Genomic DNA, 22,932 nt, shown 5'->3' with positions numbered 1-22,932 from the left:
ATGTCCAAGAAGCTTTACATCGAAACCCACGGCTGCCAGATGAACGAGTACGACAGCTCGCGCATGGTTGATCTGCTGGGCGAACATCAAGCACTGGAAGTCACCGCGCGCGCTGAAGATGCCGACGTCATCCTGCTCAACACCTGCTCGATCCGCGAGCGAGCGCAGGACCGCGTCTACTCCCAGCTTGGCCGCTGGCGTGAACTGAAGCTGGCGAATCCCGAAATGGTGATTGCCGTCGGTGGCTGCGTGGCCAGTCAGGAAGGTGCGGCGATTCGCGATCGCGCGCCGTATGTCGACGTTGTCTTCGGGCCGCAGACGCTGCACCGCCTGCCAGAGATGATCGACGCCGCTCGCGTGACACGTTTGCCGCAGGTCGACGTCTCGTTCCCGGAAATCGAAAAATTCGATCACTTGCCAGAGCCTCGCGTCGACGGCCCAAGCGCCTACGTATCGGTCATGGAAGGCTGCAGCAAATACTGCACGTTCTGCGTCGTGCCTTACACCCGCGGCGAAGAAGTCAGTCGCCCGTTCGACGACGTGATCACCGAAGTTTTCCACCTTGCCGAGAACGGCGTGCGCGAAGTGACGCTGCTGGGCCAGAACGTCAACGGCTATCGCGGCACGACCCACGATGGACGCCTTGCCGATCTGGCTGAGCTGATCCGCGTCGTTGCCGCAATCGACGGCATCGACCGGATTCGCTACACCACCTCACACCCGCTTGAGTTCTCGGACAGCCTGATCCAGGCCCACGCCGAGGTCCCGGAGCTGGTCAAGCATCTGCACCTGCCGGTGCAATCGGGTTCGGACCGCATTCTTGCGGCAATGAAGCGCAATCACACCGTGCTGGAATACAAATCACGCCTGCGCAAGCTGCGTGCCGCCGTGCCGGATATCTGCATCAGTTCTGACTTCATCGTGGGCTTTCCCGGAGAAACCGAGAAAGACCATCTGCAGACCATGAAACTGGTGGAAGAAGTCGGCATGGACTTCTCCTATTCGTTCGTTTACAGCCAGCGCCCAGGCACACCTGCCGCCGATCTGGTGGACGACACCCCGGAAGAGGTGAAAAAGGAGCGGCTCAAGCAGTTGCAGAACCTGATCGATCGTCAGGGCTTCGAAATCAGCCGCCGGATGGCGGGCACGGTGCAGCGGATTCTGGTGACCGACTACTCGAAGAAAGACCCCGGCGAGCTGCAGGGTCGTACCGAGAACAACCGGATCGTCAACTTCCGGTGCGACAATCCCAAGCTGATCGGGCAGTTCGCCGACGTCTACATCGACAGCGCACAACCCCACTCGCTGCGTGGGTCGCTGTTGCAATAACGTCCTACGGTGCACGCATGACTCTGTAGGAGTGAGCTTGCTCGCGATTGCGTTTACGCGGTCACCGGCGATGTGCCTGATACAACGTAATCGCGAGCAAGCTCACTCCTACAGGGGTTGTAGCGCTTGCTGACTCAACCATTAGTAAGTGAGCCCTTTCGGACACTGCCGACAGGGGTTATCCTTCGTTTCACCTTCATTGCCGTCGGGCGGCTAAAAAACCACTTTGAACGCACCTATCGAACCACATCGTTTCAGCCTTGAACCTATCGAGGCCCATCGCTTCGCCAATCTGTGCGGGCAATTCGACGAGCATTTGCGCCTGATCGAACAGCGCCTGGACATCGAGATCCGCAATCGCGGAGGCCAGTTCGAGATGATCGGCGAACGCAAACAGACCACTTCGGCAGAAAACCTGTTGCGCCGGCTGTACCGGGAAACCAAAAGTACCGAGCTGTCGCCAGACATGGTTCATCTGTTCCTGCAGGAGTCCGGCGTCGAAGAGCTGGATAACCACCCTGCCGCCGAAGTCGGCGTCGCGCTGCGCACCAAAAAAGGCATGATTCGCCCCCGCGGCCTGAATCAGCAACGCTACGTCAAGGAAATCCTCGCCAACGACATCAACTTCGGCATCGGCCCGGCCGGTACCGGCAAGACTTATCTTGCCGTGGCTGCGGCAGTCGATGCGCTGGAGCGCGAGCAGATTCGCCGCATCCTGCTGGTGCGTCCGGCAGTCGAAGCGGGTGAAAAACTGGGCTTCCTGCCGGGCGATCTGGCACAGAAGATCGACCCGTACCTGCGCCCGCTTTACGACGCGCTCTACGAGATGCTTGGCTTCGAATACGTCGCAAAACTGATCGAGAAGCAGGTCATCGAAGTTGCGCCGCTGGCCTACATGCGCGGCCGCACGCTCAACAACAGCTTCATCATTCTGGACGAAAGCCAGAACACCACCGTTGAGCAGATGAAGATGTTCCTGACCCGTATCGGCTTCGGCTCCACCGCCGTGATCACCGGTGACATCACTCAGATCGACCTGCCCAAAGGCACCAAATCCGGCCTGACTCACGTCATCGAAGTGCTCAAGGATGTGCCGGGGATCAGCTTCACCCACTTCAAGCCCAAGGACGTTGTGCGCCATCCACTGGTACAGCGCATCGTCGAAGCCTACGAGCGCTTCGAAGAGCGGAACAACGACCAGCAACCCTCCCGGGACAACCGCCGCGATGCTTGAGCTGGACCTGCAAATCGCCAGTCAAGCCAGCGCCCCGAGCGAAGCCCAGTTCCGCCTCTGGTGCGAAATGGGCCTTCGCCAGCGCACGGCTGACTCGGAAATGACCATCCGCCTGGTCGATGAAGCCGAAGGCAGGGAGCTGAACCACACGTGGCGTCACAAAGACTACGCCACCAACGTGTTGTCGTTCCCGGCCGATGTGCCTGACGAACTCCTCGATATTCCATTACTGGGCGATCTGGTGATCTGTGTTCCGGTCGTCGCCCGCGAAGCCGCCGAGCAAGGTAAGACCCTCGATGCGCACTGGGCGCATCTGGTGATTCATGGCTGCCTGCATTTGTTGGGCTACGATCACATCGACGATGACGAAGCCGAAGAAATGGAAGCGCTGGAACGAGAGTTGCTTGCAGAGCTTGGCTATCCCGATCCCTACGCTGACGATGAAATCGTCGGCAACCCCCATTCAGAAACACCTGGCAAGGACCACGAGTAAGGGCTATGAGCGAAGACCGATCGAGCAACGGGCAAAAGTCATGGTTGGGCAAACTGACCCAGGCATTTGCCCATGAGCCGAAAAACCGCCAGGAGCTGCTTGAGCTGCTGCGCGAAGCCCACCAGAACAAGCTGTTGGACAGCGAAGCGCTGGCGATTGTCGAAGGTGCCATCCAGGTCGCCGACCTGCAAGTGCGCGACATCATGGTGCCGCGCTCGCAGATGGTCAGCATCAAGGCCAGCCAGAGTCCTCGTGAATTCCTGCCAGCCGTCATCGATTCGGCGCACTCGCGCTATCCGGTGATCGGCGAAAGCCACGACGATGTCCTCGGCGTGTTGCTGGCCAAGGACCTGTTGCCGCTGATCCTCAAGGAAAACGGTGGCGCGGACGATGTGAAAAACCTGCTGCGTCCGGCGACCTTCGTTCCCGAATCCAAGCGTCTGAATGTGCTGCTGCGTGAATTCCGCGCCAACCACAACCACATGGCCATCGTGATCGACGAATACGGCGGTGTGGCGGGTCTGGTGACGATCGAGGACGTGCTGGAGCAGATCGTCGGCGATATCGAGGACGAGCACGATGTCGAGGAAGACAGCTACATCAAGCCGCTGCCCAGTGGCGACTTCCTGGTCAAGGCACTGACGCCGATCGAGAGCTTCAACGAGTTCTTCGACAGTGAGTTCTCCGACGACGAGTTCGACACGGTCGGCGGTCTGGTGATGAATGCGTTCGGGCATCTTCCCAAGCGTAACGAAATCACCGAAATCGGCGCCTATCGTTTCCGCATCCTCAATGCCGACAGTCGTCGCATCCACCTGCTACGTCTGAGTCCGATCTCCCGCTCGTAACGTCGTATCCCTCATAAGGAATGTAAATGCGCTGGATCACCCGCCCCGGCTGGCCCGGTAACCTGCTGGCCATGGTGGCTGGCGCGCTGATCACCCTGGCTTTGGCGCCGTTCGATATCTGGCCACTGGCGATCGTCGCGCTGGTGGTCTTTTATCTTGGTCTGCGCGACCTCAAACCCCGCCAGGCCTTGTGGCGCGGCTGGAGCTATGGCTTCGGCCTGTTCGGCGGCGGCACCAGCTGGATCTACGTCAGCATTCACACGTACGGCGAGGCTCCGGTCTGGCTGGCGGTCTTCCTCATGGTGCTGTTCTGTGCGTCAGTGGCGTTTTTTTTCGCCCTGCCCGCCTGGCTGTGGGCGCGCTGGATCCGGCGCAGTGAAGCGCCGCTGGCCGACGCTCTGGCCTTCGCAGCACTGTGGTTTGCCCAAGAAATGTTCCGCGGCTGGTTCCTGACCGGTTTTCCGTGGCTTTACTCCGGCTACAGCCAGCTCGACGGCCCACTCAAGGGTCTGGCGCCGCTGGGCGGTATGTGGCTGATCTCGTTCAGCCTGGCGCTGACCGCAGCGTTGCTCTGCAACCTGCCACGGCTGCGGGGGCGCAAGCCCTTCCTCGCAGGCGGCGTCGTATTGCTGCTGGCGCCATGGGTCGTCGGTCTGGCATTGAAAAATCACGCCTGGACCGAACCTTCCGGGGCGCCACTGAAAGTCGCTGCGATGCAGGGCAACGTCGAACAGAGCATGAAGTGGGACCCGGCGGCATTGAACGCCCAGCTGGCGCTGTACCGCGACATGACGTTCACCTCGCAAAAAGCCGATCTGATCGTCTGGCCGGAAACCGCCGTGCCGGTGCTCAAGGAATCGGTCGAAGGCTATTTGTCGATGATGGGCAAATTTGCCGCAGACCGGGAATCGGCGATGATCACCGGCGTCCCGTTGCGTCAGAGAGGCAGCCATAACGAGTGGCGCTATTACAACGCGATCACGGTGACCGGCGAGGGCGACGGGACGTACCTGAAGCAGAAACTGGTGCCATTCGGTGAGTACGTGCCGCTGCAGGACCTGCTGCGCGGGTTGATTACGTTCTTCAACCTGCCGATGTCGGACTTCGCCCGAGGTCCGGCCGAGCAGCCGTTGTTGCAGGCCAAGGGTTATCAGATCGCGCCGTTCATCTGCTACGAAGTGGTTTACCCGGAATTCGCTGCAGGGCTTTCGGCGCAGAGCGACCTGTTGCTGACGGTCAGCAATGACACTTGGTTCGGCACTTCGATCGGGCCGCTGCAACATTTACAGATGGCACAAATGCGGGCGCTGGAAGCGGGCCGGTGGATGATCCGCGCCACCAATAACGGCGTCAGCGCGCTGATCGATCCTTTCGGAAAGATCACCACCACTGTGCCGCAATTCGAGCGTGCGATCATGTATGGCGAAGTGACCCCGATGCACCAGCTCACGCCATACCTGCACTGGCGCTCCTGGCCGCTGATCATCCTGTCGGTGCTGCTGATCGGTTGGGCATTCTTCGCCGGCAGGATTGCGAAAGCGGTGTGAGGGGTTGAGACACTGTAGGACCGGCTTCAGCCGGGAAGAGGCCAATATGTGCGTCATCCGTTTCGCGGCAGAACCACTCACGCCTTCCCGGCTAAAGCCAGTCCTACGGGACCGGCGCGTAAGTGGTAGGTAGAGCCGTCGATCCAACAGTCAGGCCAAGATCGGGCCCGTCGGGCGCCTGCGGCCTGGGTCACTGATAAAACAACCGGTACCCTGCCAGCCCCGCCGCTTCGTTCAACAGCAGCCCGCTCTGCCAGACTGCTCTGGCTTCAGGGGTCCAACCGCCAAACGGCCTGGCGTTGTCCACACTCAAAAAGCCGACCGGCGCCGGCACGACAGTGAATCCGGCCTTCTCGAAACTCCACACCGATCGCGGCATATGCCAGGCCTGAGTCACCACGACAACCCGCTTGATGCCCTGCGGCAGCAGGATCGCCGCGCTCATACTGGCGTTTTCCCATGTCGTGCGGCTCTCTCCTTCCTGCCAGCGCACCGGCACGGCGAAGTCATCACGCAGCGAGTCCGCCATGATCGCGGCCTCGCTGGGCGGCTCACCGTAATGCAAGCCCCCCGTGGTGAGGATCGGCAGCCCGGACGCCTTGGACAGGCGCGCCGCATAGCGCATCCGCTCAAGCGCCACGCCTGTTGGAATATCGCGGCCCCAGGTCGGATCCTTGCGCTCACGCCCTGAACCCAGCACGACAATCGCGTCAGCGCGCTGGGCCAGCGTCGCCCACTGGTCTTGTTGCAGGGGAGGAATGCTTTCGATGGCCGTCGCCGACCACTGCACCACAATCGGCAGACTCATCGCCCACAGCCCGGCAATCCCCACGACGAAAAGCAGGCGCGCCGTTCTCGGCCGGCGACTTCTCAGCCACCAGGCAAAGGCTATCAGCAGCAGAAAAAGACCGGGAGGCAGCAGCAGGTTCTTGATGAAATAACGGAAGGGCATCAGGGCATCTCCAAAGATGCCCGAAGCCTAAAAGTATTAGCGCTAAGCAGCAACGCTTAGTAAGACGGGATCAAACCCGCGAAGGTTAACGCTTGAAATGTTTGCTGTGACTGTAACGACTCAACTTTGCCGACACCTTGGCGCGACGCTGGTCCTTGAGCCAGATGACATTGGCTTGAGGATGCGGCGCACGCATCGACTCTGAAGGCTCCCGTGACGTATTGGAACTCCCCTTCTTGATGTTCGCTGAATCCTCGTTGAAGACAACTTCAGTCTTTTCCGGACAAGCATCCAGATATGCCTCGATCAACTGGAATTCGGCGTGACTCAATCCACGCAGTTCCAGTTCAGCGGGATGCTCGTTACGAAGCCGCACTGCTGTTTTCGCCATGTCCAGGGCAAGCCCCAGACGATCAATCAAACGGTCATACAGATCTGGTTTCTTTACTTGGTGCCGCATCTCTGCCATCCGCTCACCTCACTGAAGATAAACATACCCTCGTAAATGAGCTTAGCGGCACTGCGAAAACCGGCGCGATGCCGCGACCAACGGCGGCTGCAAGGCGCTGACCGGCCGAAGTCAGCAATCAGGGTTTCCCTCGATAGTCAGCCCTCATGTATGCTACGGCGCTTCCTGTAATTCCACTTCCGCCCACCCGGGCACGAACGCATCGCAATGCCCTCGGCACAGTCCGGCACGCGATGCCCAACCGATCCGGGAACGCCGAGAAGAGGTCAAGGGTCACCAATCTCTAGTCAAAAGTAGCCATGCACGAACTCTATCAGCCCCGTGAAATCGAAGCCGCCGCCCAGACCTTCTGGGAAGAGCAAAAGTCTTTTGAAGTCAGTGAACAGCCAGGCAAGGACACCTACTACTGCCTGTCGATGTTTCCTTACCCTAGCGGCAAGCTACACATGGGTCACGTGCGCAACTACACCATCGGCGACGTGATTGCCCGCTACCAGCGCATGCAGGGCAAAAACGTACTGCAGCCAATGGGCTGGGACGCATTCGGGATGCCTGCAGAAAACGCGGCGATGAAAAACAACGTCGCCCCGGCCAAATGGACCTACGAAAACATCGCCTACATGAAGAACCAGCTCAAGAGCCTGGGTCTGGCGATCGACTGGTCGCGCGAAGTCACCACCTGCAAGCCGGATTACTATCGCTGGGAACAGTGGCTGTTCACTCGCCTGTTCGAGAAAGGCGTGATCTACCGCAAGAACGGCACCGTTAACTGGGACCCGGTCGACCAGACCGTCCTGGCCAACGAGCAGGTCATCGACGGCCGAGGCTGGCGTTCGGGCGCGGTGATCGAAAAACGCGAAATTCCGATGTACTACTTCAAGATCACCGCATACGCGGATGAGCTGCTGGAGAGTCTCGATGAGCTGCCGGGCTGGCCAGAACAGGTCAAGACCATGCAGCGCAACTGGATCGGCAAATCCCGCGGCATGGAAGTGCAGTTCCCGTACGATCAGACGTCGATCGGCGAAGCCGGTGCGCTGAAAGTGTTCACGACCCGTCCGGACACACTGATGGGCGCGACTTATGTTGCCGTTGCCGCCGAGCACCCGCTGGCGACACTGGCTGCGCAGAGCGATCCTGAGCTGCAGGCGTTCATTCACGAATGCAAGAGCGGCAGCGTCGCCGAAGCCGACGTCGCCACTCAGGAAAAGAAAGGCCTGCCGACCTCGCTGTTCGTCGAGCACCCGCTGACTGGCGAAAAACTGCCGGTCTGGGTCGCCAACTACGTGCTGATGCATTACGGCGACGGTGCGGTAATGGCGGTCCCGGCTCACGACGAGCGCGATTTCGAATTCGCCACCAAGTACAACCTGCCGGTCAAACCGGTGGTGCGCACCAGCGCTGGCGATCAGACGCCTGCTCCCTGGCAGGACGCGTACGGCGAACACGGCCAGTTGATCAACTCGGGTGAGTTCGACGGTCTGGATTTCGCCGGGGCGTTCGATGCGATCGAAGCTGCCCTGATCAAGAAGGCGCTCGGCAAATCGCGCACCCAGTTCCGTCTGCGTGACTGGGGCATCAGCCGCCAGCGCTACTGGGGCTGCCCGATCCCGATCATTCACTGCGACGCGTGCGGCGATGTTCCGGTTCCGGAAGACCAGCTGCCGGTCAAACTGCCGGAAGACGTCGTGCCCGACGGCGCGGGTTCGCCTCTGGCGCGCATGCCTGAATTCTACGAATGCAGCTGCCCGAAATGCGGCGCACCGGCCAAGCGTGAAACCGACACGATGGACACCTTCGTCGAGTCGTCCTGGTACTTCGCCCGTTACGCCTCGCCTCATTACGAGGGTGGCATGGTCGATCCGAAAGCCGCCAACCACTGGCTGCCGGTCGATCAGTACATCGGCGGTATCGAGCACGCGATTCTTCACCTGCTGTACGCGCGCTTCTTCCACAAGCTGATGCGCGACGAAGGCTTGGTTACGTCCAACGAGCCGTTCAAGAACCTGCTGACCCAGGGGATGGTGGTGGCCGAGACGTTCTATCGTCTGGAAGCCAACGGCAGCAAGACCTGGTTCAACCCGGCCGACGTCGAATTCGAACGCGACGCGAAAGCCAAGATCATCGGCGCCAGGCTGATTGCCGACGGCCAGCCGGTCGAAATCGGTGGCATCGAGAAGATGGCCAAGTCGAAAAACAACGGTGTTGATCCGCAGTCGATGATCGATCAATACGGCGCCGATACTTGCCGCCTGTTCATGATGTTTGCTTCGCCGCCAGACATGAGCCTGGAATGGTCCGACTCGGGCGTGGAAGGTTCGCACCGCTTCCTCAAGCGCGTGTGGCGTCTGGCTCAGGCCCATGTGACCGCCGGATTGCCGGGCGCCCTCGACAAGGTCGCCTTGGGCGATGACCAGAAAGGCATCCGCCGCGCCATCCATCTGGCCATCAAACAGGCCGGTCAGGACGTAGGGCAGCATCACAAATTCAACACCGCCATCGCGCAAGTGATGACCCTGATGAACGTGCTGGAAAAAGCACCGCAGGCTTCTGCCCAGGACCGCGCGCTGCTGCAGGAAGGTCTGGAGACCGTCGCGCTGCTGCTGGCCCCTATCACGCCACACATCAGCCACGAACTGTGGACGGCGCTCGGCCATGCCGATCCGATCATCGACGCCGGCTGGCCGGTCGTCGACGAGTCGGCGCTTGTGCAGGACACGCTGCAACTGGTGGTGCAGGTCAACGGCAAGCTGCGTGGGCAGATCGAAATGCCCGCCAGCGCCAGCCGCGAGGACGTCGAAGCCGCCGCACGGACCAACGAAAATGTCCTGCGCTTCATCGACGGCCTGACCATCCGCAAAGTAATCGTGGTGCCTGGCAAGCTGGTGAACATCGTCGCCAGCTGACTGGATCGGGCGCCTGGCGGTGACAGGCGCTGAACACACTTCCAGAGCCCGCGATTTCGGGCTCAAACGGATTCAAGGGGAGCAACAAGATGATCAAACGCAATCTGCTGGTAATGGGCCTCGCGGTATTGCTGAGCGCCTGCGGTTTCCAGCTGCGTGGTACCGGCACCAACGCCTTGTCGATCAAGGAACTGGACGTCAGCGCGCGTGATGCCTACGGCGACCTCGTCACTCAGTTGCGTCAGACCCTGACCAGCAGTGGCGTACACGTCTACACCGGCGCGCAATACAAGCTGTTCCTGGCGCGTGAAGAAGAAAGCTCGCGCAGTGCCAGCTACACCGGTGCCGGCCGTTCCGCCGAATACCAGCTGACCGACGTGTTGAAGTATGAAATCCGTGGCACCAAGGACGTCGTCCTGATCAGCGACAACGTGCAGGTGCAGAAGGTCTACGTGCACGACGGCAACAACCTGGTGGGCTCCGACCAGGAAGCTGATCAGGTCCGCCAGGAAATGCGCAGCGATCTGATTCAGCTCATGCTGGCTCGTCTTCAATTGCTGACACCAGAAGGCCTGGATGAAATGCAAGCCAAGGCCGACGCTGCCGCTCGCGCCGAAGCCGACGCCGAAGCGGCTGCCCAGCGGGTTCGCGACGAGACGCCACAGCAGTCTCCCATCGAATTCCCGACCAAGTGATGGCATCGGGGCCGGTTCGCCGGCCCTGATCTTTTCTGACCCATGAAACTCGCCCCCGCCCAACTCTCCAAACACCTTCAGGGCGCATTGTCGCCTGTCTACATTGTCAGCGGCGATGACCCGCTGCAATGCCAGGAAGCGTGCGATGCCATTCGCGCGGCGGCCCGTCAGCAAGGGTTCGACGAGCGTCAGGTGTTCAGCGCCGATTCGAGCTTCGATTGGGGCACGCTGCTGCAGGCGGGCGCGAGCATGTCGCTGTTCGCTGAGCGGCGCCTGCTGGAACTGCGCCTGCCGTCGGGCAAGCCCGGTGACAAAGGCGCTGCGGCCTTACTCGAATACTGCAGCCGCCCGGCGGAAGACACGCTGCTGCTGATCAGCCTGCCCAAGCTGGACGGCGCCGCGCAGAAAACCAAATGGGGCAAGGCGCTGGTTGAAGGCCAGCAAACCCAGTTCGTGCAGATCTGGCCGGTCGATGCCAGCCAGTTGCCGCAGTGGATTCGCCAGCGCCTTTCGCAATCAGGACTCGCTGCAACCCCGGATGCGATCGAACTGATCGCCGCGCGGGTTGAAGGCAACTTGCTCGCTGCCGCGCAGGAAATCGAAAAGCTCAAGCTGATGGCCGAACAGGGCCAGATCACGGTGGAGACCGTTCAGGCGGCCGTGGCTGACAGCGCCCGCTTCGATGTCTTCGGCCTGACTGATGCGATTCTCAACGGCGAAGCTTCTCACGCCCTGCGCATGCTCGAAGGCTTGCGCGGCGAGGGCGTCGAGCCGCCGGTCATTCTCTGGGCGTTGTCGCGCGAATTGCGCGTGCTGGCGAACCTGGCGCTGCAATACAGCCAGGGCGTGCCACTGGATAAGGCGTTCAGCCAGGCACGCCCGCCCATCTGGGACAAGCGCAAACCGTTGATGAGCAAAGCCTTGATGCGGCACTCAGCCCGTCGCTGGGGTCAGTTGCTGATGGACGCCCAACACATCGATGCGCAGATCAAAGGTCAGGCAGAAGGCTCTGTCTGGAGCAGCTTGAGCCGGTTGTCGTTGCTGATGGCCGGGCAGCGGCTGGCGTTGCCGTCGGAATAAGCCTGTCGACCCACCTTCCAGGCGCGCTTGCCCTATCGGTATGCCAGGCACATCCGGCTATCCGAACGATCGCAATCGCGGGCAAGCGCGCTCCTGCAAAGGAGTGCGTCCTGGCGATAGCACAGATCAATTAGACCCCGGCCTCGACCTGACGCAAGATCTGCCCCGTTTCATCCCTCACCAAGAGAGCATCCGCCATGAGCAAGCCAAAGAGACGGCCGAACAAGGCCAAATCCATCATCGCCCAGCCACTGTTCCGCAGCCGTCAGGAACAACCCACCAAGGGCAAAGGCAGCTACCGCCGCGAAGCCTTCCAGTCGAAAAACTGGGAGGCTTCTTCCGTTATGGCGGCCTGAAAACTTCAGGTTACTGACTGACGTCCCCGCCAACAGGGCCGGCATGTTAAGGTCTGCACCTTACGGTTTATACCTGTGGACCCCAGAATGCCCTTTAGCTTTCCCCGTCGTTGGCCTGTACGCCAACTGATCGCTGCCTCTAGCTTCTTCATACTGGTTGCCTGCGCCGAACAGCCTACCGCCGCAGTGGCTACCCCGCTTCAATCCGCTTCCGCGCCACAAGCCTCCAAAAATGTGCCCGCAGCCTCCAACGCCGTGGCGCAGCCGGACGACAACAATTTCGAAATCCAGCCTGCCATGAGTTTCAGCGAATGGCAGAGCATGTTTCGTGCGCAGGCGTTGAGCGCGGGCATTCGTCCTGAGGTGTTCGATAACGCTTTTGCCGGCGTCACGCCTGACATGAGCGTTGTGAAGGCTGATCGCAGCCAGCCGGAATTCACCCGCCCAGTGTGGGAATACCTCGACAGCGCCATGTCAGCCGTGCGCGTGCGCAAGGGTCAGGCGCTGCTGGCGCAGTATGCAGACGCGCTGACAGCCATCGAGCAGCGCTACGGCGTCGATCGTCAGGCCTTGGTCGCGGTCTGGGGCATGGAGAGCAGCTTCGGTCAGTTCCAGGGCACACAGTCGGTCATCCGTTCGCTGGCAACGCTGGCGTATGAGGGTCGCCGTCCGCAATTCGCACAGGATCAGTTGATCGCCGCTCTGCAGATCATTCAGCACGGCGACATCGACGCGCCAAGCATGCTGGGTTCCTGGGCCGGCGCGATGGGACAGACGCAATTCATCCCGACCACCTATAACACGCACGCAGTGGATTTTGATGGCGACGGCCGTCGCGACATCTGGAACTCGCCGACCGATGCGCTCGCCTCGACGGCGCACTACCTGCAAAGCTCCGGCTGGCAAAAGGGCCAGCCGTGGGGGTTCGAGGTTCAACTCAATCCAGGCTTCGACTACGCCCTGGCCGACGCATCCACTCGCAAGACCATTGCCGAATGGCAGCAGATGGGTCTGAAGCTCGCGAACGGTTCGACGCTGCCTGCTTATCTTCAGCAACAACAGGCGGCCTTACTGCTACCGGCGGGCTACAAGGGGCCGGCGTTTCTGGTGATGGACAATTTCCGGGCAATTCTGAAATACAACAACTCGTCGTCTTACGCGCTGGGCGTGAGCCTGCTGTCCGAGCGTTTCAGCGGCGGTGGGTATGTGACCGGCAACTGGCCTCGTGGCGACCGTCCATTAAGCCGCTCTGAGCGTATCGAGCTGCAGACGCTGCTGTCAGCCCGTCAGTACGACGCAGGCGCGCCGGACGGGATCATTGGCGCGAATACCCGTAAGGCGATTCGCAGCGCACAGCAGTCATTCGGCTGGCCAGCGGATGGCTATCCGACCCAAGAGCTGCTGAATCAGCTACGTGGGCAGTAAAGCCCCTGTAGGAGCGCGCTTGCCCGCGATTGATACAACGCGGTTTGCCTGCCATGCCGCGTAATCGTTTGTTCCCCGGCAAGCGGGCTCCTGCAAGCGCGCGACCTCTATAAAAAAGGGGCCGGATATTGCTATCCGGCCCCTTTTATAAGGTCGATAACGCTGGCGATCAGCCCGCCGTCAGCAACGACTTGGTCAGTTTGGCTTGCTCGTCGGCGTGATACGACGAACGAACCAGCGGGCCCGAAGCGACGTTCTTGAAGCCCATCTTGTAGCCTTCTTCGGCAAACCAGGCAAACGTGTCCGGGTGCACGAAGCGTTGAACCGGCAGGTGGTTGCGAGATGGCTGCAGGTATTGGCCCAGGGTCAGCATGTCGATGTTGTGCTCGCGCATGCGATGCATCACTTCAATGACTTCCTCATCAGTCTCACCCAAGCCCAGCATCAGGCCGGATTTGGTTGGCACGTGAGGGACCATTTCCTTGAAGCGCTTGAGCAGCGTCAGCGACCACTGATAATCCGACCCCGGACGCGCGGCCTTGTAGAGACGCGGCACGGTTTCCAGGTTGTGGTTGAACACGTCTGGCGGCGTGGCAGCGGTGATTTCCAGCGCGATGTCCATGCGGCCGCGATAATCGGGCACCAGCGTTTCCAGCTGCACGTTCGGCGACAGCTCGCGGATTTCACGGATGCAATCGGCAAAGTGCTGAGCGCCACCGTCGCGCAGGTCGTCGCGGTCCACCGAGGTGATCACCACGTACTTTAGCTTAAGGTCAGCGATGGCAACGGCGAGGTTTTTCGGCTCGTCGACATCCAGAGGCTTCGGACGGCCATGGCCGACGTCGCAGAACGGGCAACGACGGGTGCAGATGTCACCCATGATCATGAACGTCGCGGTACCGCCAGAGAAGCACTCACCCAGGTTCGGGCAAGATGCTTCTTCGCACACGCTGTGCAGCTTGTGCTTACGCAGCAACGCCTTGATGCGGTCGACTTCAGGGGAAACCGGAATGCGGACACGAATCCAGTCCGGCTTCTTCGGCAGTTCAACCGTCGGGATGATCTTCACCGGGATGCGCGCCACTTTTTCCGCGCCACGCAGCTTCACGCCCGCTTCAACTTTCGGCCGTGCAGCACGCTCAGGCGTCACCACATTCACTGCCGGGATCAGGGTTTGCACGGCGTCTGCCGTCTCATGCGCAGTAGTCATATCAATCGATTCCGCCCGTTAGGGTCGTCTGCTCAGCGTAGTCGAGGTGTTTGACGAGCTGCGCACGCAGCCGGGCACTAACCTCGGCAAATTCAATCGGTCCTGCGTGCTCGCGAAGCTGGGTCATCGCCAGGCCCGCATACCCGCAGGGATTTATCCGTTTAAAAGGGTCCAGATCCATATCGACGTTCAACGCAAGGCCGTGAAACGAGCAGCCGTTGCGAATCCGGAGGCCCAGCGATGCGATCTTCGCACCCTGAACATAAACCCCCGGCGCTTCAGGTTTGGCGGCGGCGGTGACGCCATAACTGGCCAGCAGATCGATCAGGCTGTGCTCGATCCGGGTCACCAATTCACGTACGCCAAATCCCAGGCGACGCACATCCAGCATCAGGTAGGCCACCAGTTGACCAGGGCCATGATAAGTCACTTGGCCACCGCGATCGACCTGTACCACCGGAATATCGCCCGGCAACAGCAAGTGCTCGGGTTTACCGGACTGACCCTGAGTGAAAACTGGCGGATGCTGAACCAGCCACACTTCGTCGGCGGCATTGCGATCGCGGCCATTGGTAAAGCGCTGCATGGCCTGCCAGGTGGGCTCGTAGTCGATCAATCCGAGATCGCGAAAGCCCAGACGCCCCTCCATCAGAGCACCATGTGCACGATGCCGGTGGCGCGTAGCTCGCTGTTGATATCGTAAAGCTGATCCTGACCGGTGGCGACGATGTGCAGCTGCAAGGTGGTGTATTTACCGTTGCTGCTCTGGCGCTCGGCCACCTTCTCATCGTTGATCTTCGCGTGTTTGGTGACGATCTCGATGACTGTGTCCTTGAAACCCACACCGGTGTCGCCGATCACCTTGATCGGATAGTCGTTGCAGGGGAATTCGATTTTTGGCGCTTTTGCTTCGGAATCTGTCATGGCAGTAACGGCCTCGTAAGCCGGAAAACGGACAGTCCCTGCCGCAGTCACGGCAGGGGCGTACGGAGCGTCGATCATTGAGTGTTCAATAATCGATCAATCGGTGATCAGTTGAACAGACCGTAGAAGAACATGCGGATGCTATCCCACAGGCGGCGGAAGATACCACCCTCCTCGACTGCATCCATAGCGATCAGATTAGCGCTATGCACCACTTTGTCGTCCAGCTTGACTTCCACCTGGCCAATGACATCGCCCTTGGCGATCGGCGCAACCAGCTTGGGGTTCATGGTCATGCTGGCGGCGAGCTTTTTCAATTCGCCTTTAGGCATGGTCATCGTCAGGTCTTCGGCCAGACCGGCTTTGACCTGATGCTCTGCGCCTTTCCAGACCGGGGCCTGAGCCAGCTCGGTGCCTTTCTGATAGAAGGTCTGGGTTTCAAAGAAGCGGAAGCCGTAGGTCAGCAACTTCTGGGTCTCGGCAGCACGAGCCTGTTCGCTGTTGGTGCCGAATACCACGGCGATCAGGCGCATGCCATCACGCACGGCCGACGACACCATGCAGTAACCGGCTTCTTCGGTGTGACCGGTTTTCAGGCCGTCGACCGTTTTGTCGCGCCACAGCAGCAGGTTGCGGTTCGGCTGTTTGATGCCGTTCCAGAAGAACTCCTTCTGCGAGTAGATCGCGTAGTGAGCAGGGTCTTCGTGGATGATCGCGCGAGCCAGCAGCGCCATGTCGTGGGCTGTGGAGTAGTGATCAGGGTTCGGCAGGCCGGTCGGGTTCATGAAGTGGCTGTTGACCATGCCCAGGTCGCCAGCGGTCTTGTTCATGAGGTCGGCGAACGCGTCTTCGCTGCCGGCGATGTGCTCGGAGACCGCGACGCTGGCGTCGTTACCCGACTGAATGATGATGCCGTGCAGCAGGTCGCTGACGGTCACCTGGCTGCCGACCTTGATGAACATCCGCGAACCGCCGGTACGCCAGGCGTTCTCGCTGATGGTCACCGGATCGTTTTCACCGATCTGGCCGCGGCGGATCTCCAGGGTGGCGATGTAGGCCGTCATCAGCTTGGTCAGGCTCGCCGGTGGCAGGCGCTGGTCACCATTGTTTTCAACCAGAACGTTGCCGCTGTTGGCATCCATCAGCACATAAGCCTTGGCAGCCAGTTGCGGTGGCGATGGCGTCATCTGTTCTGCCGCGAACACGGCAGGCGCGGTGAATAGCGGGATAAGCAGGCAAAGGCGTTTTGCAAAGGTGGTGATGTTCATCCGTCTCTCGAAAATGCTAATGGGCAAACATGCCCTCGCGGGCAAAGCGGTGGTGCCGGGCTACCCCGGCAAACGGGCTCACATTCTACAGAACGCCCCGTGAAAAGCTGCTGACAACGCTCGCTCTGGCGCCAAGTCGTCGGTCAGGCAGCGTTGACTGGACCTCGTTGCCGAGGACCGATCACTGATCCGACGTTACGACGCTCGGTGAACCCAGATTGGCCGACCTTACGCTGTTTTGCAGTTGTTGGGCTTCACCCGGCGTGTCGACCGGTCCCATCCGCACGCGATAAAGCGTCTGTTGATTGCGTGCGATCGAACTCACGAACACCGGCGCCCGTACCATCCCGCTCAGCTTGGACCTCAGCAGTTCCGCAGCGTCCGGGTTGGCGAAGGCTCCCACTTGGAGAAACAGCCCAGACGGCTGTCCGGAAGCGTTTTTTTTTGCATCGATCGGCACTGGCGAGACCGGCGCGGCGTGCTGTTGCGGCGGTGGCGTCCATTGTTCGATGGTGCCGGCAGAGGCAGTGATTACAGGTGCCGCGGCCTGCTGTCGAGGCGGTGGCGGGTTGCTACTGGCCACTTGCGGCTGATCGAGCATCAATGGCGCGGGCTTGCCGCGTTGCGCCCAATACTGGGCTGGATCGATACCTTCGACTTTCACGCGAGCGGTGCCGATCTCGGCGTAACCGAGCTTTTTCGCCGCTGCGTAGGACAAGTCGATGATGCGATCGGAATAGAACGGCCCGCGATCGTTGACGCGCAGAATCACACTGCGGCTGTTGTCCAGATTGGTGACGCGAACATAGCTGGGCAGCGGCAGCGTCTTGTGCGCCGCGCTCATGCCATACAAGTCGTACACCTCCCCGTTGGCCGTGTTCTGGCCATGGAACTTGGTTCCGTACCAGGACGCCGTGCCCGTGGCGACATATGCCTTCGAATCGCTGAGCGGGAAGTAGGTCTTGCCGAGCACCGTGTACGGGTTGGCTTTGTACGGGCCAGTGTGCAGGGTCGGAATGGCGTCCGGAATGCGCGAAACATCGACATCCCACCAAGGCGCACCATCTTTATGTGCCCTGTTGATGTCCAGCCCCGGCTGGGCGCGGATCACATTGCCCTGCTGTGTCGTCGGGCGACTGGTGGAGCAGCTGACAACGAGCAATGTCAGTGCCGCGAAGGCCATCAGTTTCAATGGTTGTTGAATCGGCAATGACCGCATTACTTGACGTCCCGAGCTTGAACAAGCAGTTCAGACAGCTGATGCACGGCCATTGCGTACATCACGCTGCGGTTGTAACGCGTGATTGCGTAAAAATTCTTCAAACCCATCCAGTATTCAGGGCCATTGTCGCCATCCAGGCGAAAAGCCGTGACCGGCATATCATCGCGCAGCGCATCATGACTTGCCCAGCCCAGGCCTCGCAACTCCCCGACCGTCCTCACTGGCTCGATTCCGGGGCTCAGCCCCTCGTCCACCCGGTCGCCACGCACACTGGCACGACTGACGACAGGCTCACCCGCCACCCAGCCATGGCGTTTGAAATAACTGGCGACGCTGCCAATCGCATCATCCGGATCGTTCCAGATGTTGATGTGGCCGTCGCCGTCGAAGTCGACCGCGTACGCCCGGAAACTGCTCGGCATGAACTGCGGAAGCCCCATCGCCCCTGCGTATGACCCCTTGAGCGTCAGTGGATCGACCTGCTCCTCCCGCGACAGCAGGAGAAACTCGCGCAGCTCCTTGCGGAAGAACTCGGCGCGCGCTGGGTAATCGAAACTCAGCGTCGATAACGCATCGATTACCCGGTAACTGCCGGTATTACGGCCGAAAAATGTCTCAACCCCGATGATCGCGACGATGACTTGCGCCGGCACGCCGTACTCCTGCTCGGCGCGCGCGAGGGCAGCCTCGTGCTGCCGCCAGAAATCCACGCCCCGCGCGATGCGTGCGTCGGTCAGGAACATCGGTCGGTAATCCTTCCACGTCTTGACCCGCTCTGCTGGCCTTGAAATGGCGTCGAGAATGGACTGCTTGCGCTGGACATCCCGAAAAACATCAATCAACTGTTCGCCGGCAAAGCCGTAATCTCGGGTCATCTCACCCACGAACTCAGCGACTTGAGGAGAGCCTTCATAGTCACCGGCAAGCGACTCCTGCACTGAACCGAGGATGCCCATCAGACCGACCAGCGGCACATATCGAGCAGCCCAGCCACGCACTACTTGCATTGAGTTCTTCACCTTAATCAAACCTGAGCGATCCACTTGCGATGGGTATGGATCGACATCAAAACCCCAAACGCTGACAGCAGCGTCACGAGCGAAGTTCCGCCGTAGCTAATGAAGGGCAGCGGCACTCCCACCACCGGAAGCAGCCCGCTGACCATACCGATGTTGACGAAAACATAAACAAAAAACGTCATGGTCAGACTGCCTGCCAGCAACTTGCCGTAAAGCGTCTGCGCCTGGGCGGTGATAACCAGCCCGCGACCGATCAGCAGCAGGTAAATCAGCAACAGCGCGCAGATGCCGACCAGCCCGAACTCCTCGCCAAGGACTGCGATGATGAAGTCAGTGTGGCTTTCCGGAAGAAAATCCAGATGCGACTGGGTGCCCAGCAGCCAGCCTTTGCCGAACACGCCGCCCGAGCCGATCGCCGCCTTGGACTGGATGATGTTCCACCCGGTGCCCAGCGGATCGCTTTCCGGATCGAGGAAGGTCAGGATCCGCTGCTTCTGATAGTCGTGCATGAAGAAGAACCACATGCCCACCGCTACCGGCACGGCGGCCGCGATCACGCCGATGATCCAGCGCCAGCGCAGGCCGGCCATGAACAGCACGAAGGTCCCGGACGCCAGAATCAGCAGCGAAGTCCCAAGATCGGGCTGGCGGACGATCAGGATGAACGGCAGGCCGATCAGCCCCAGACTCACGGCGACGTGCTTGAGATGGGGCGGCAGCGTGCGTTTGGACAAGTACCAGGCGATGGTCGCCGGCATGATGATCTTCATGAATTCGGACGGCTGGAAACGGATCACTCCGGGAATGTTGATCCAGCGCGTCGCACCCATGGCGTTGTGGCCCATCACGTCGACCGCCACCAGCAGCAAAACGCCCAGCACGTAGGCCACCGGAACCCAGCGCGCCATGAAGCGCGGTTCCAGTTGCGCAATGACGAACATGGAAACCAGGCCGATGCCGAACGACGTGGCCTGCTTGATCAGCAGATCCCAGCTTTTGCCGCTTGCCGAATAAAGGACGAACAGGCTGCCGGCGGCCAGCGTCAGCAAGAGGATGAGTAGTGGGCCATCGACGTGAATTTTCTGCAGAAAGGTCGCGCGACGACGCATCACGTCTTCGCTGGAGAGGATGCGGTCGAAATTACTCTTCACGGGCCGCGGTCTCCGGAGGCAAGGTGTTACTGGCGTATTCGGGTTTCAGACGGCCATCCGGGCCCAGCAGCCAGGCGTCCATGACCTGACGCACGACAGGTGCGGCGGCACCGGAACCGGACTCGCCGTTCTCGATCATCACAGCCACCACGATTTTGGGGTTGTCGGCCGGCGCGAAGCCGACGAACAAGGCGTGGTCGCGATGGCGCTCCTGCACTTTGGAGCGGTCGTACTTCTCGCCTTGGCGAATGGCCACGACCTGTGCGGTACCGCTCTTTCCTGCAATCCGGTACTGAGCACCGATCGCTGCCTTGCGCGCCGTGCCGCGCGCGCCGTGCATCACCTGCTGCATGCCGTGATTGACCTTGCCCCAGTCGGACGGGTCGCGCAGCACGATGTCCGGCATCGGGTTTTCGTCCACCGGCTTTTGTCCTTCGATGGTCCGGGCCAGATGCGGCCGGTTCCACTTGCCCTTGTTCGCCACCAGCGCAGTGGCCTGAGCCAGTTGCAAAGGCGTGGCCTGCATATAGCCCTGGCCGATGCCGAGGATGAGGGTTTCACCCGGGAACCACGCCTGACGCCGGGTAATGCGCTTCCAGTCGCGGGAAGGCATCAGGCCGGGAGATTCTTCGAACATGTCCAGCGACACTTTCTGCCCGATGCCGAACTTGTTCAGGTAGGAAGACAGCCGATCAATACCGACCTTGTGCGCCAGGTCGTAGAAGTAGGTGTCGTTGGAACGCATGATCGCGGTGTCCAGGTCGACCCAGCCATCGCCGGTGCGGTTCCAGTTACGGTATTTGTGATCGTAGTTCGGCAGCATGTAGTAGCCGGGGTCGAACACGCGGGTGCTGGCCGTCACGACACCGGTGTCCAGACCGGCAATCGCCACCGCAGGCTTGATGGTCGAGCCCGGCGGATACAAACCGCGCAGAATACGGTTGAACAGAGGCCGATCGACCGAGTCACGCAGCTCGGAATAGGCCTTGAAGCTGATACCGGTCACGAACAGATTGGGGTCGAAACTCGGCTGACTGACCATCGCCAGCACTTCGCCGGTGTTCGGGTCCAGGGCGACCACCGCGCCACGGCGTCCGCCCAGCGCGACCTCGGCGGCCTCCTGCAACTGGATATCAAGGCTCAGAACGATGTCTTTGCCCGGTACCGGATCAGTGCGCTTCAACACGCGCAACACACGCCCGCGGGCGTTGGTCTCGACCTCTTCGTAGCCGACCTGACCATGCAGCTCAGGCTCGTAGAAGCGCTCGATGCCGGTCTTGCCCATGTGATGGGTGCCGCTGTAATTCACGGGATCGAGGCTTTTCAGCTCTTTCTCGTTGATTCGCCCCATGTAGCCCACGGAGTGCGCAAAATGCGCGCCCTGCGGGTAATGGCGAATCAGTTGCGCCACCACTTCGACGCCGGGCAAGCGGAACTGGTTGACGGCGATCCGGGCTATCTGCTCCTCGGTCAGCTCGAACAGGATCGGCACCGGTTCAAACGGGCGACGCCCTTGTTTCATGCGCTTTTCGAAGATGATCCGGTCATCAGGCGTCAGCTCGAGCACTTCGATGATCGTATCGAGTACCTGGGCCCAGTCGCCGCCCGAGCGTTCGCGGGTCATGCTCAGGTTGAAGCTGGGCCGGTTGTCGGCGATCACCACGCCGTTACGATCGAAGATAAGCCCGCGACTGGGCGGAATCGGCTGCACGTGGACGCGGTTGTTCTCCGAGAGGGTCGAGTGATAGTCGTACTGGATGACCTGCAGGAAGTACAGCCGCGCCACCAACACGCAGATCAGCACGATCACCGCAACTGCGCCGACCACGACCCGGCTGCGCACCAGGCGTGCGTCCTTTTCGTGGTCTTTCAGGCGAATCGGCTGAGACATTTAGGGCGTGTTCACAGTGAAGGCAGCAGCGCTACTTGTGATAAGGGTGACCGGACAACACTGTCCAGGCACGATAAATCTGTTCACCGATGAGAATGCGCACCAGCGGGTGCGGCAACGTCAACGGCGACAACGACCAACGCTGCTCGGCACGGGCACAGACTTCCGGCGCGAGCCCTTCGGGACCGCCAACCATCAGATTCACGGTTCGCGAATCCAGACGCCACCGATCGAGCTCGCCCGCCAGTTGCTCGGTGCTCCATGGTTTGCCCTGCACTTCAAGCGTGACGATCCGCTCGCCCGGCTGCACTTTCGCCAGCATGGCCTCGCCTTCCTGACGAATCAGGCGTGCCACGTCGGCGTTCTTGCCACGGGTGTTGAGCGGAATCTCTACCAGTTCCAGCGCCAGTTCGGACGGCAGACGCTTGGCATACTCATGCCAACCCTCTTCCACCCACTTGGGCATGCGTGAACCGACAGCAATCAGACGCAGACGCACAATGAGCCCTTATTCGTTACCCGGGGTGTGATGGGCACCGCTGGCTGCACGGCTCTGCTCGGCGCCTTGCCACAGACGTTCCAGGTCGTAGAACTGGCGAGCGGCGGCGGTCATCATGTGCACGATCACGTCGCCCAGGTCCAGCAGAACCCAGTCGCTTTCGCCTTTGCCTTCTTCGCCCAGCGGCTGTGCGCCCTTGGCTTTGACGTTTTCGCGGACCTTGTCCAGCATCGCGTTGATCTGACGGTTGGACGTACCGGTGGCGATCACCATGTAGTCGGTCAGGCTGTGCTTGTCCTTGACGTCGATGACCAGGATGTCCTGTGCCTTGACGTCTTCCAGAGCAGCCTTGGTCAGTTCAACCAGCTCTTCGCCGGATACGGATTGTTTTTGCTTTGTCATAAAAAACTCATT

The 22,932-nt window shown here is 60.5% G+C and carries 22 protein-coding genes; 10 read left to right on the top strand and 12 right to left on the bottom strand.

The genetic code is table 11. The features are described from left to right. The 5 genes from miaB (at nt 1) to lnt (ending at nt 5,451) form a co-directional block, all read left to right on the top strand. A complete protein-coding gene (gene miaB, locus BMZ10_RS25715; protein ID WP_093469130.1) occupies nt 1-1,329 on the top strand; it encodes a tRNA (N6-isopentenyl adenosine(37)-C2)-methylthiotransferase MiaB in 1,329 nt (442 codons plus the stop codon). A 226-nt stretch (nt 1,330-1,555) separates the two neighbouring features. Further along, entirely contained in the window at nt 1,556-2,563 is a 1,008-nt protein-coding gene (locus tag BMZ10_RS25710; protein WP_093469127.1) for a PhoH family protein, read from the top strand. Further along, the gene (gene ybeY / locus BMZ10_RS25705) at nt 2,556-3,056 is read left to right on the top strand and encodes an rRNA maturation RNase YbeY (RefSeq protein WP_093469124.1); all 501 of its coding nucleotides are present in this window, start codon (nt 2,556-2,558) and stop codon (nt 3,054-3,056) included. Before BMZ10_RS25710 ends, ybeY begins: the two co-directional genes overlap by 8 nt. A gap of 5 nt (nt 3,057-3,061) precedes the next feature. Next, nucleotides 3,062-3,904, top strand: a complete 843-nt coding sequence (locus BMZ10_RS25700) for an HlyC/CorC family transporter (RefSeq protein WP_093469121.1) — start codon at nt 3,062-3,064, stop codon at nt 3,902-3,904. 26 nt (nt 3,905-3,930) lie between these two features. Continuing rightward, nucleotides 3,931-5,451 (top strand): apolipoprotein N-acyltransferase, encoded by a 1,521-nt coding sequence (gene lnt / locus BMZ10_RS25695; protein ID WP_093469118.1) that lies wholly within the window; start codon nt 3,931-3,933, stop codon nt 5,449-5,451. Nucleotides 5,452-5,641: 190 nt separating this feature from the next. On the opposite strand, the gene BMZ10_RS25690 is transcribed toward lnt, so the two are convergent. Together BMZ10_RS25690 and BMZ10_RS25685 are read right to left on the bottom strand one after the other, a co-directional pair. Continuing rightward, a complete protein-coding gene (locus BMZ10_RS25690; RefSeq protein ID WP_093469115.1) occupies nt 5,642-6,403 on the bottom strand; it encodes a YdcF family protein in 762 nt (253 codons plus the stop codon). Nucleotides 6,404-6,488: 85 nt separating this feature from the next. Continuing rightward, nucleotides 6,489-6,872 (bottom strand): hypothetical protein, encoded by a 384-nt coding sequence (locus BMZ10_RS25685; protein WP_093469112.1) that lies wholly within the window; start codon nt 6,870-6,872, stop codon nt 6,489-6,491. A 299-nt stretch (nt 6,873-7,171) separates the two neighbouring features. Between BMZ10_RS25685 and leuS the strand changes: the two genes are divergently transcribed. The 5 genes from leuS to BMZ10_RS25660 all read left to right on the top strand — a co-directional run bounded on the left by leuS (nt 7,172) and on the right by BMZ10_RS25660 (nt 13,334). Next, nucleotides 7,172-9,778: a leucine--tRNA ligase gene (gene leuS, locus BMZ10_RS25680; protein ID WP_093469109.1), complete on the top strand. Its 2,607-nt coding sequence runs from the start codon at nt 7,172-7,174 to the stop codon at nt 9,776-9,778. Between the two features lie 89 nt (nt 9,779-9,867). After that, the gene (gene lptE, locus BMZ10_RS25675; RefSeq protein ID WP_093469106.1) at nt 9,868-10,473 is read left to right on the top strand and encodes an LPS-assembly lipoprotein LptE; all 606 of its coding nucleotides are present in this window, start codon (nt 9,868-9,870) and stop codon (nt 10,471-10,473) included. Between the two features lie 42 nt (nt 10,474-10,515). Then, nucleotides 10,516-11,553, top strand: a complete 1,038-nt coding sequence (gene holA, locus BMZ10_RS25670; protein ID WP_093469104.1) for a DNA polymerase III subunit delta — start codon at nt 10,516-10,518, stop codon at nt 11,551-11,553. A 197-nt stretch (nt 11,554-11,750) separates the two neighbouring features. Then, nucleotides 11,751-11,909, top strand: coding sequence for an alternative ribosome rescue factor ArfA (gene arfA / locus BMZ10_RS25665; protein WP_093469101.1), 159 nt, complete (start codon nt 11,751-11,753; stop codon nt 11,907-11,909). Nucleotides 11,910-11,996: 87 nt separating this feature from the next. Next, a complete protein-coding gene (locus BMZ10_RS25660) occupies nt 11,997-13,334 on the top strand; it encodes a lytic murein transglycosylase (RefSeq protein ID WP_093469098.1) in 1,338 nt (445 codons plus the stop codon). Nucleotides 13,335-13,503: 169 nt separating this feature from the next. On the opposite strand, the gene lipA is transcribed toward BMZ10_RS25660, so the two are convergent. The 10 genes from lipA to rsfS form a co-directional block, all read right to left on the bottom strand. Then, the gene (gene lipA, locus BMZ10_RS25655) at nt 13,504-14,544 is read right to left on the bottom strand and encodes a lipoyl synthase (RefSeq protein ID WP_093469095.1); all 1,041 of its coding nucleotides are present in this window, start codon (nt 14,542-14,544) and stop codon (nt 13,504-13,506) included. 1 nt (nt 14,545) lies between these two features. Next, entirely contained in the window at nt 14,546-15,193 is a 648-nt protein-coding gene (gene lipB, locus BMZ10_RS25650; protein WP_093469092.1) for a lipoyl(octanoyl) transferase LipB, read from the bottom strand. Further along, entirely contained in the window at nt 15,193-15,468 is a 276-nt protein-coding gene (locus tag BMZ10_RS25645) for a DUF493 domain-containing protein (RefSeq protein ID WP_093469300.1), read from the bottom strand. The genes lipB and BMZ10_RS25645 overlap by 1 nt, the downstream gene beginning before the upstream one ends. 107 nt (nt 15,469-15,575) lie before the next feature. Then, nucleotides 15,576-16,736: a D-alanyl-D-alanine carboxypeptidase family protein gene (locus tag BMZ10_RS25640; RefSeq protein WP_093469089.1), complete on the bottom strand. Its 1,161-nt coding sequence runs from the start codon at nt 16,734-16,736 to the stop codon at nt 15,576-15,578. Between the two features lie 181 nt (nt 16,737-16,917). Beyond that, complete coding sequence (locus tag BMZ10_RS25635; protein ID WP_093469086.1) at nt 16,918-17,955, bottom strand: septal ring lytic transglycosylase RlpA family protein; 1,038 nt, start codon at nt 17,953-17,955, stop codon at nt 16,918-16,920. Beyond that, nucleotides 17,955-18,965 carry a lytic murein transglycosylase B gene (gene mltB / locus BMZ10_RS25630; RefSeq protein ID WP_093469083.1) on the bottom strand — a complete coding sequence of 337 codons (1,011 nt, stop codon included), beginning with the start codon at nt 18,963-18,965 and terminating at the stop codon, nt 17,955-17,957. The genes BMZ10_RS25635 and mltB overlap by 1 nt, the downstream gene beginning before the upstream one ends. A 17-nt stretch (nt 18,966-18,982) precedes the next feature. Then, on the bottom strand, nt 18,983-20,086 hold the full coding sequence (rodA, locus tag BMZ10_RS25625) for a rod shape-determining protein RodA (protein ID WP_177182227.1): 1,104 nt from the start codon (nt 20,084-20,086) through the stop codon (nt 18,983-18,985). A 31-nt stretch (nt 20,087-20,117) separates the two neighbouring features. After that, nucleotides 20,118-22,019 carry a penicillin-binding protein 2 gene (mrdA, locus tag BMZ10_RS25620; protein ID WP_093469077.1) on the bottom strand — a complete coding sequence of 634 codons (1,902 nt, stop codon included), beginning with the start codon at nt 22,017-22,019 and terminating at the stop codon, nt 20,118-20,120. A gap of 31 nt (nt 22,020-22,050) precedes the next feature. After that, on the bottom strand, nt 22,051-22,518 hold the full coding sequence (gene rlmH / locus BMZ10_RS25615) for a 23S rRNA (pseudouridine(1915)-N(3))-methyltransferase RlmH (RefSeq protein ID WP_093469074.1): 468 nt from the start codon (nt 22,516-22,518) through the stop codon (nt 22,051-22,053). A 9-nt stretch (nt 22,519-22,527) separates the two neighbouring features. Then, entirely contained in the window at nt 22,528-22,920 is a 393-nt protein-coding gene (gene rsfS, locus BMZ10_RS25610; protein ID WP_093469071.1) for a ribosome silencing factor, read from the bottom strand. Nucleotides 22,921-22,932 lie beyond the last annotated feature (12 nt).

It is taken from the genome of Pseudomonas sp. NFR16 (assembly GCF_900108875.1).
GTDB lineage: Bacteria > Pseudomonadota > Gammaproteobacteria > Pseudomonadales > Pseudomonadaceae > Aquipseudomonas.
Note: the sequence above shows the minus strand (reverse complement) of the source record. Positions and strands in the feature narration are given on the sequence as shown.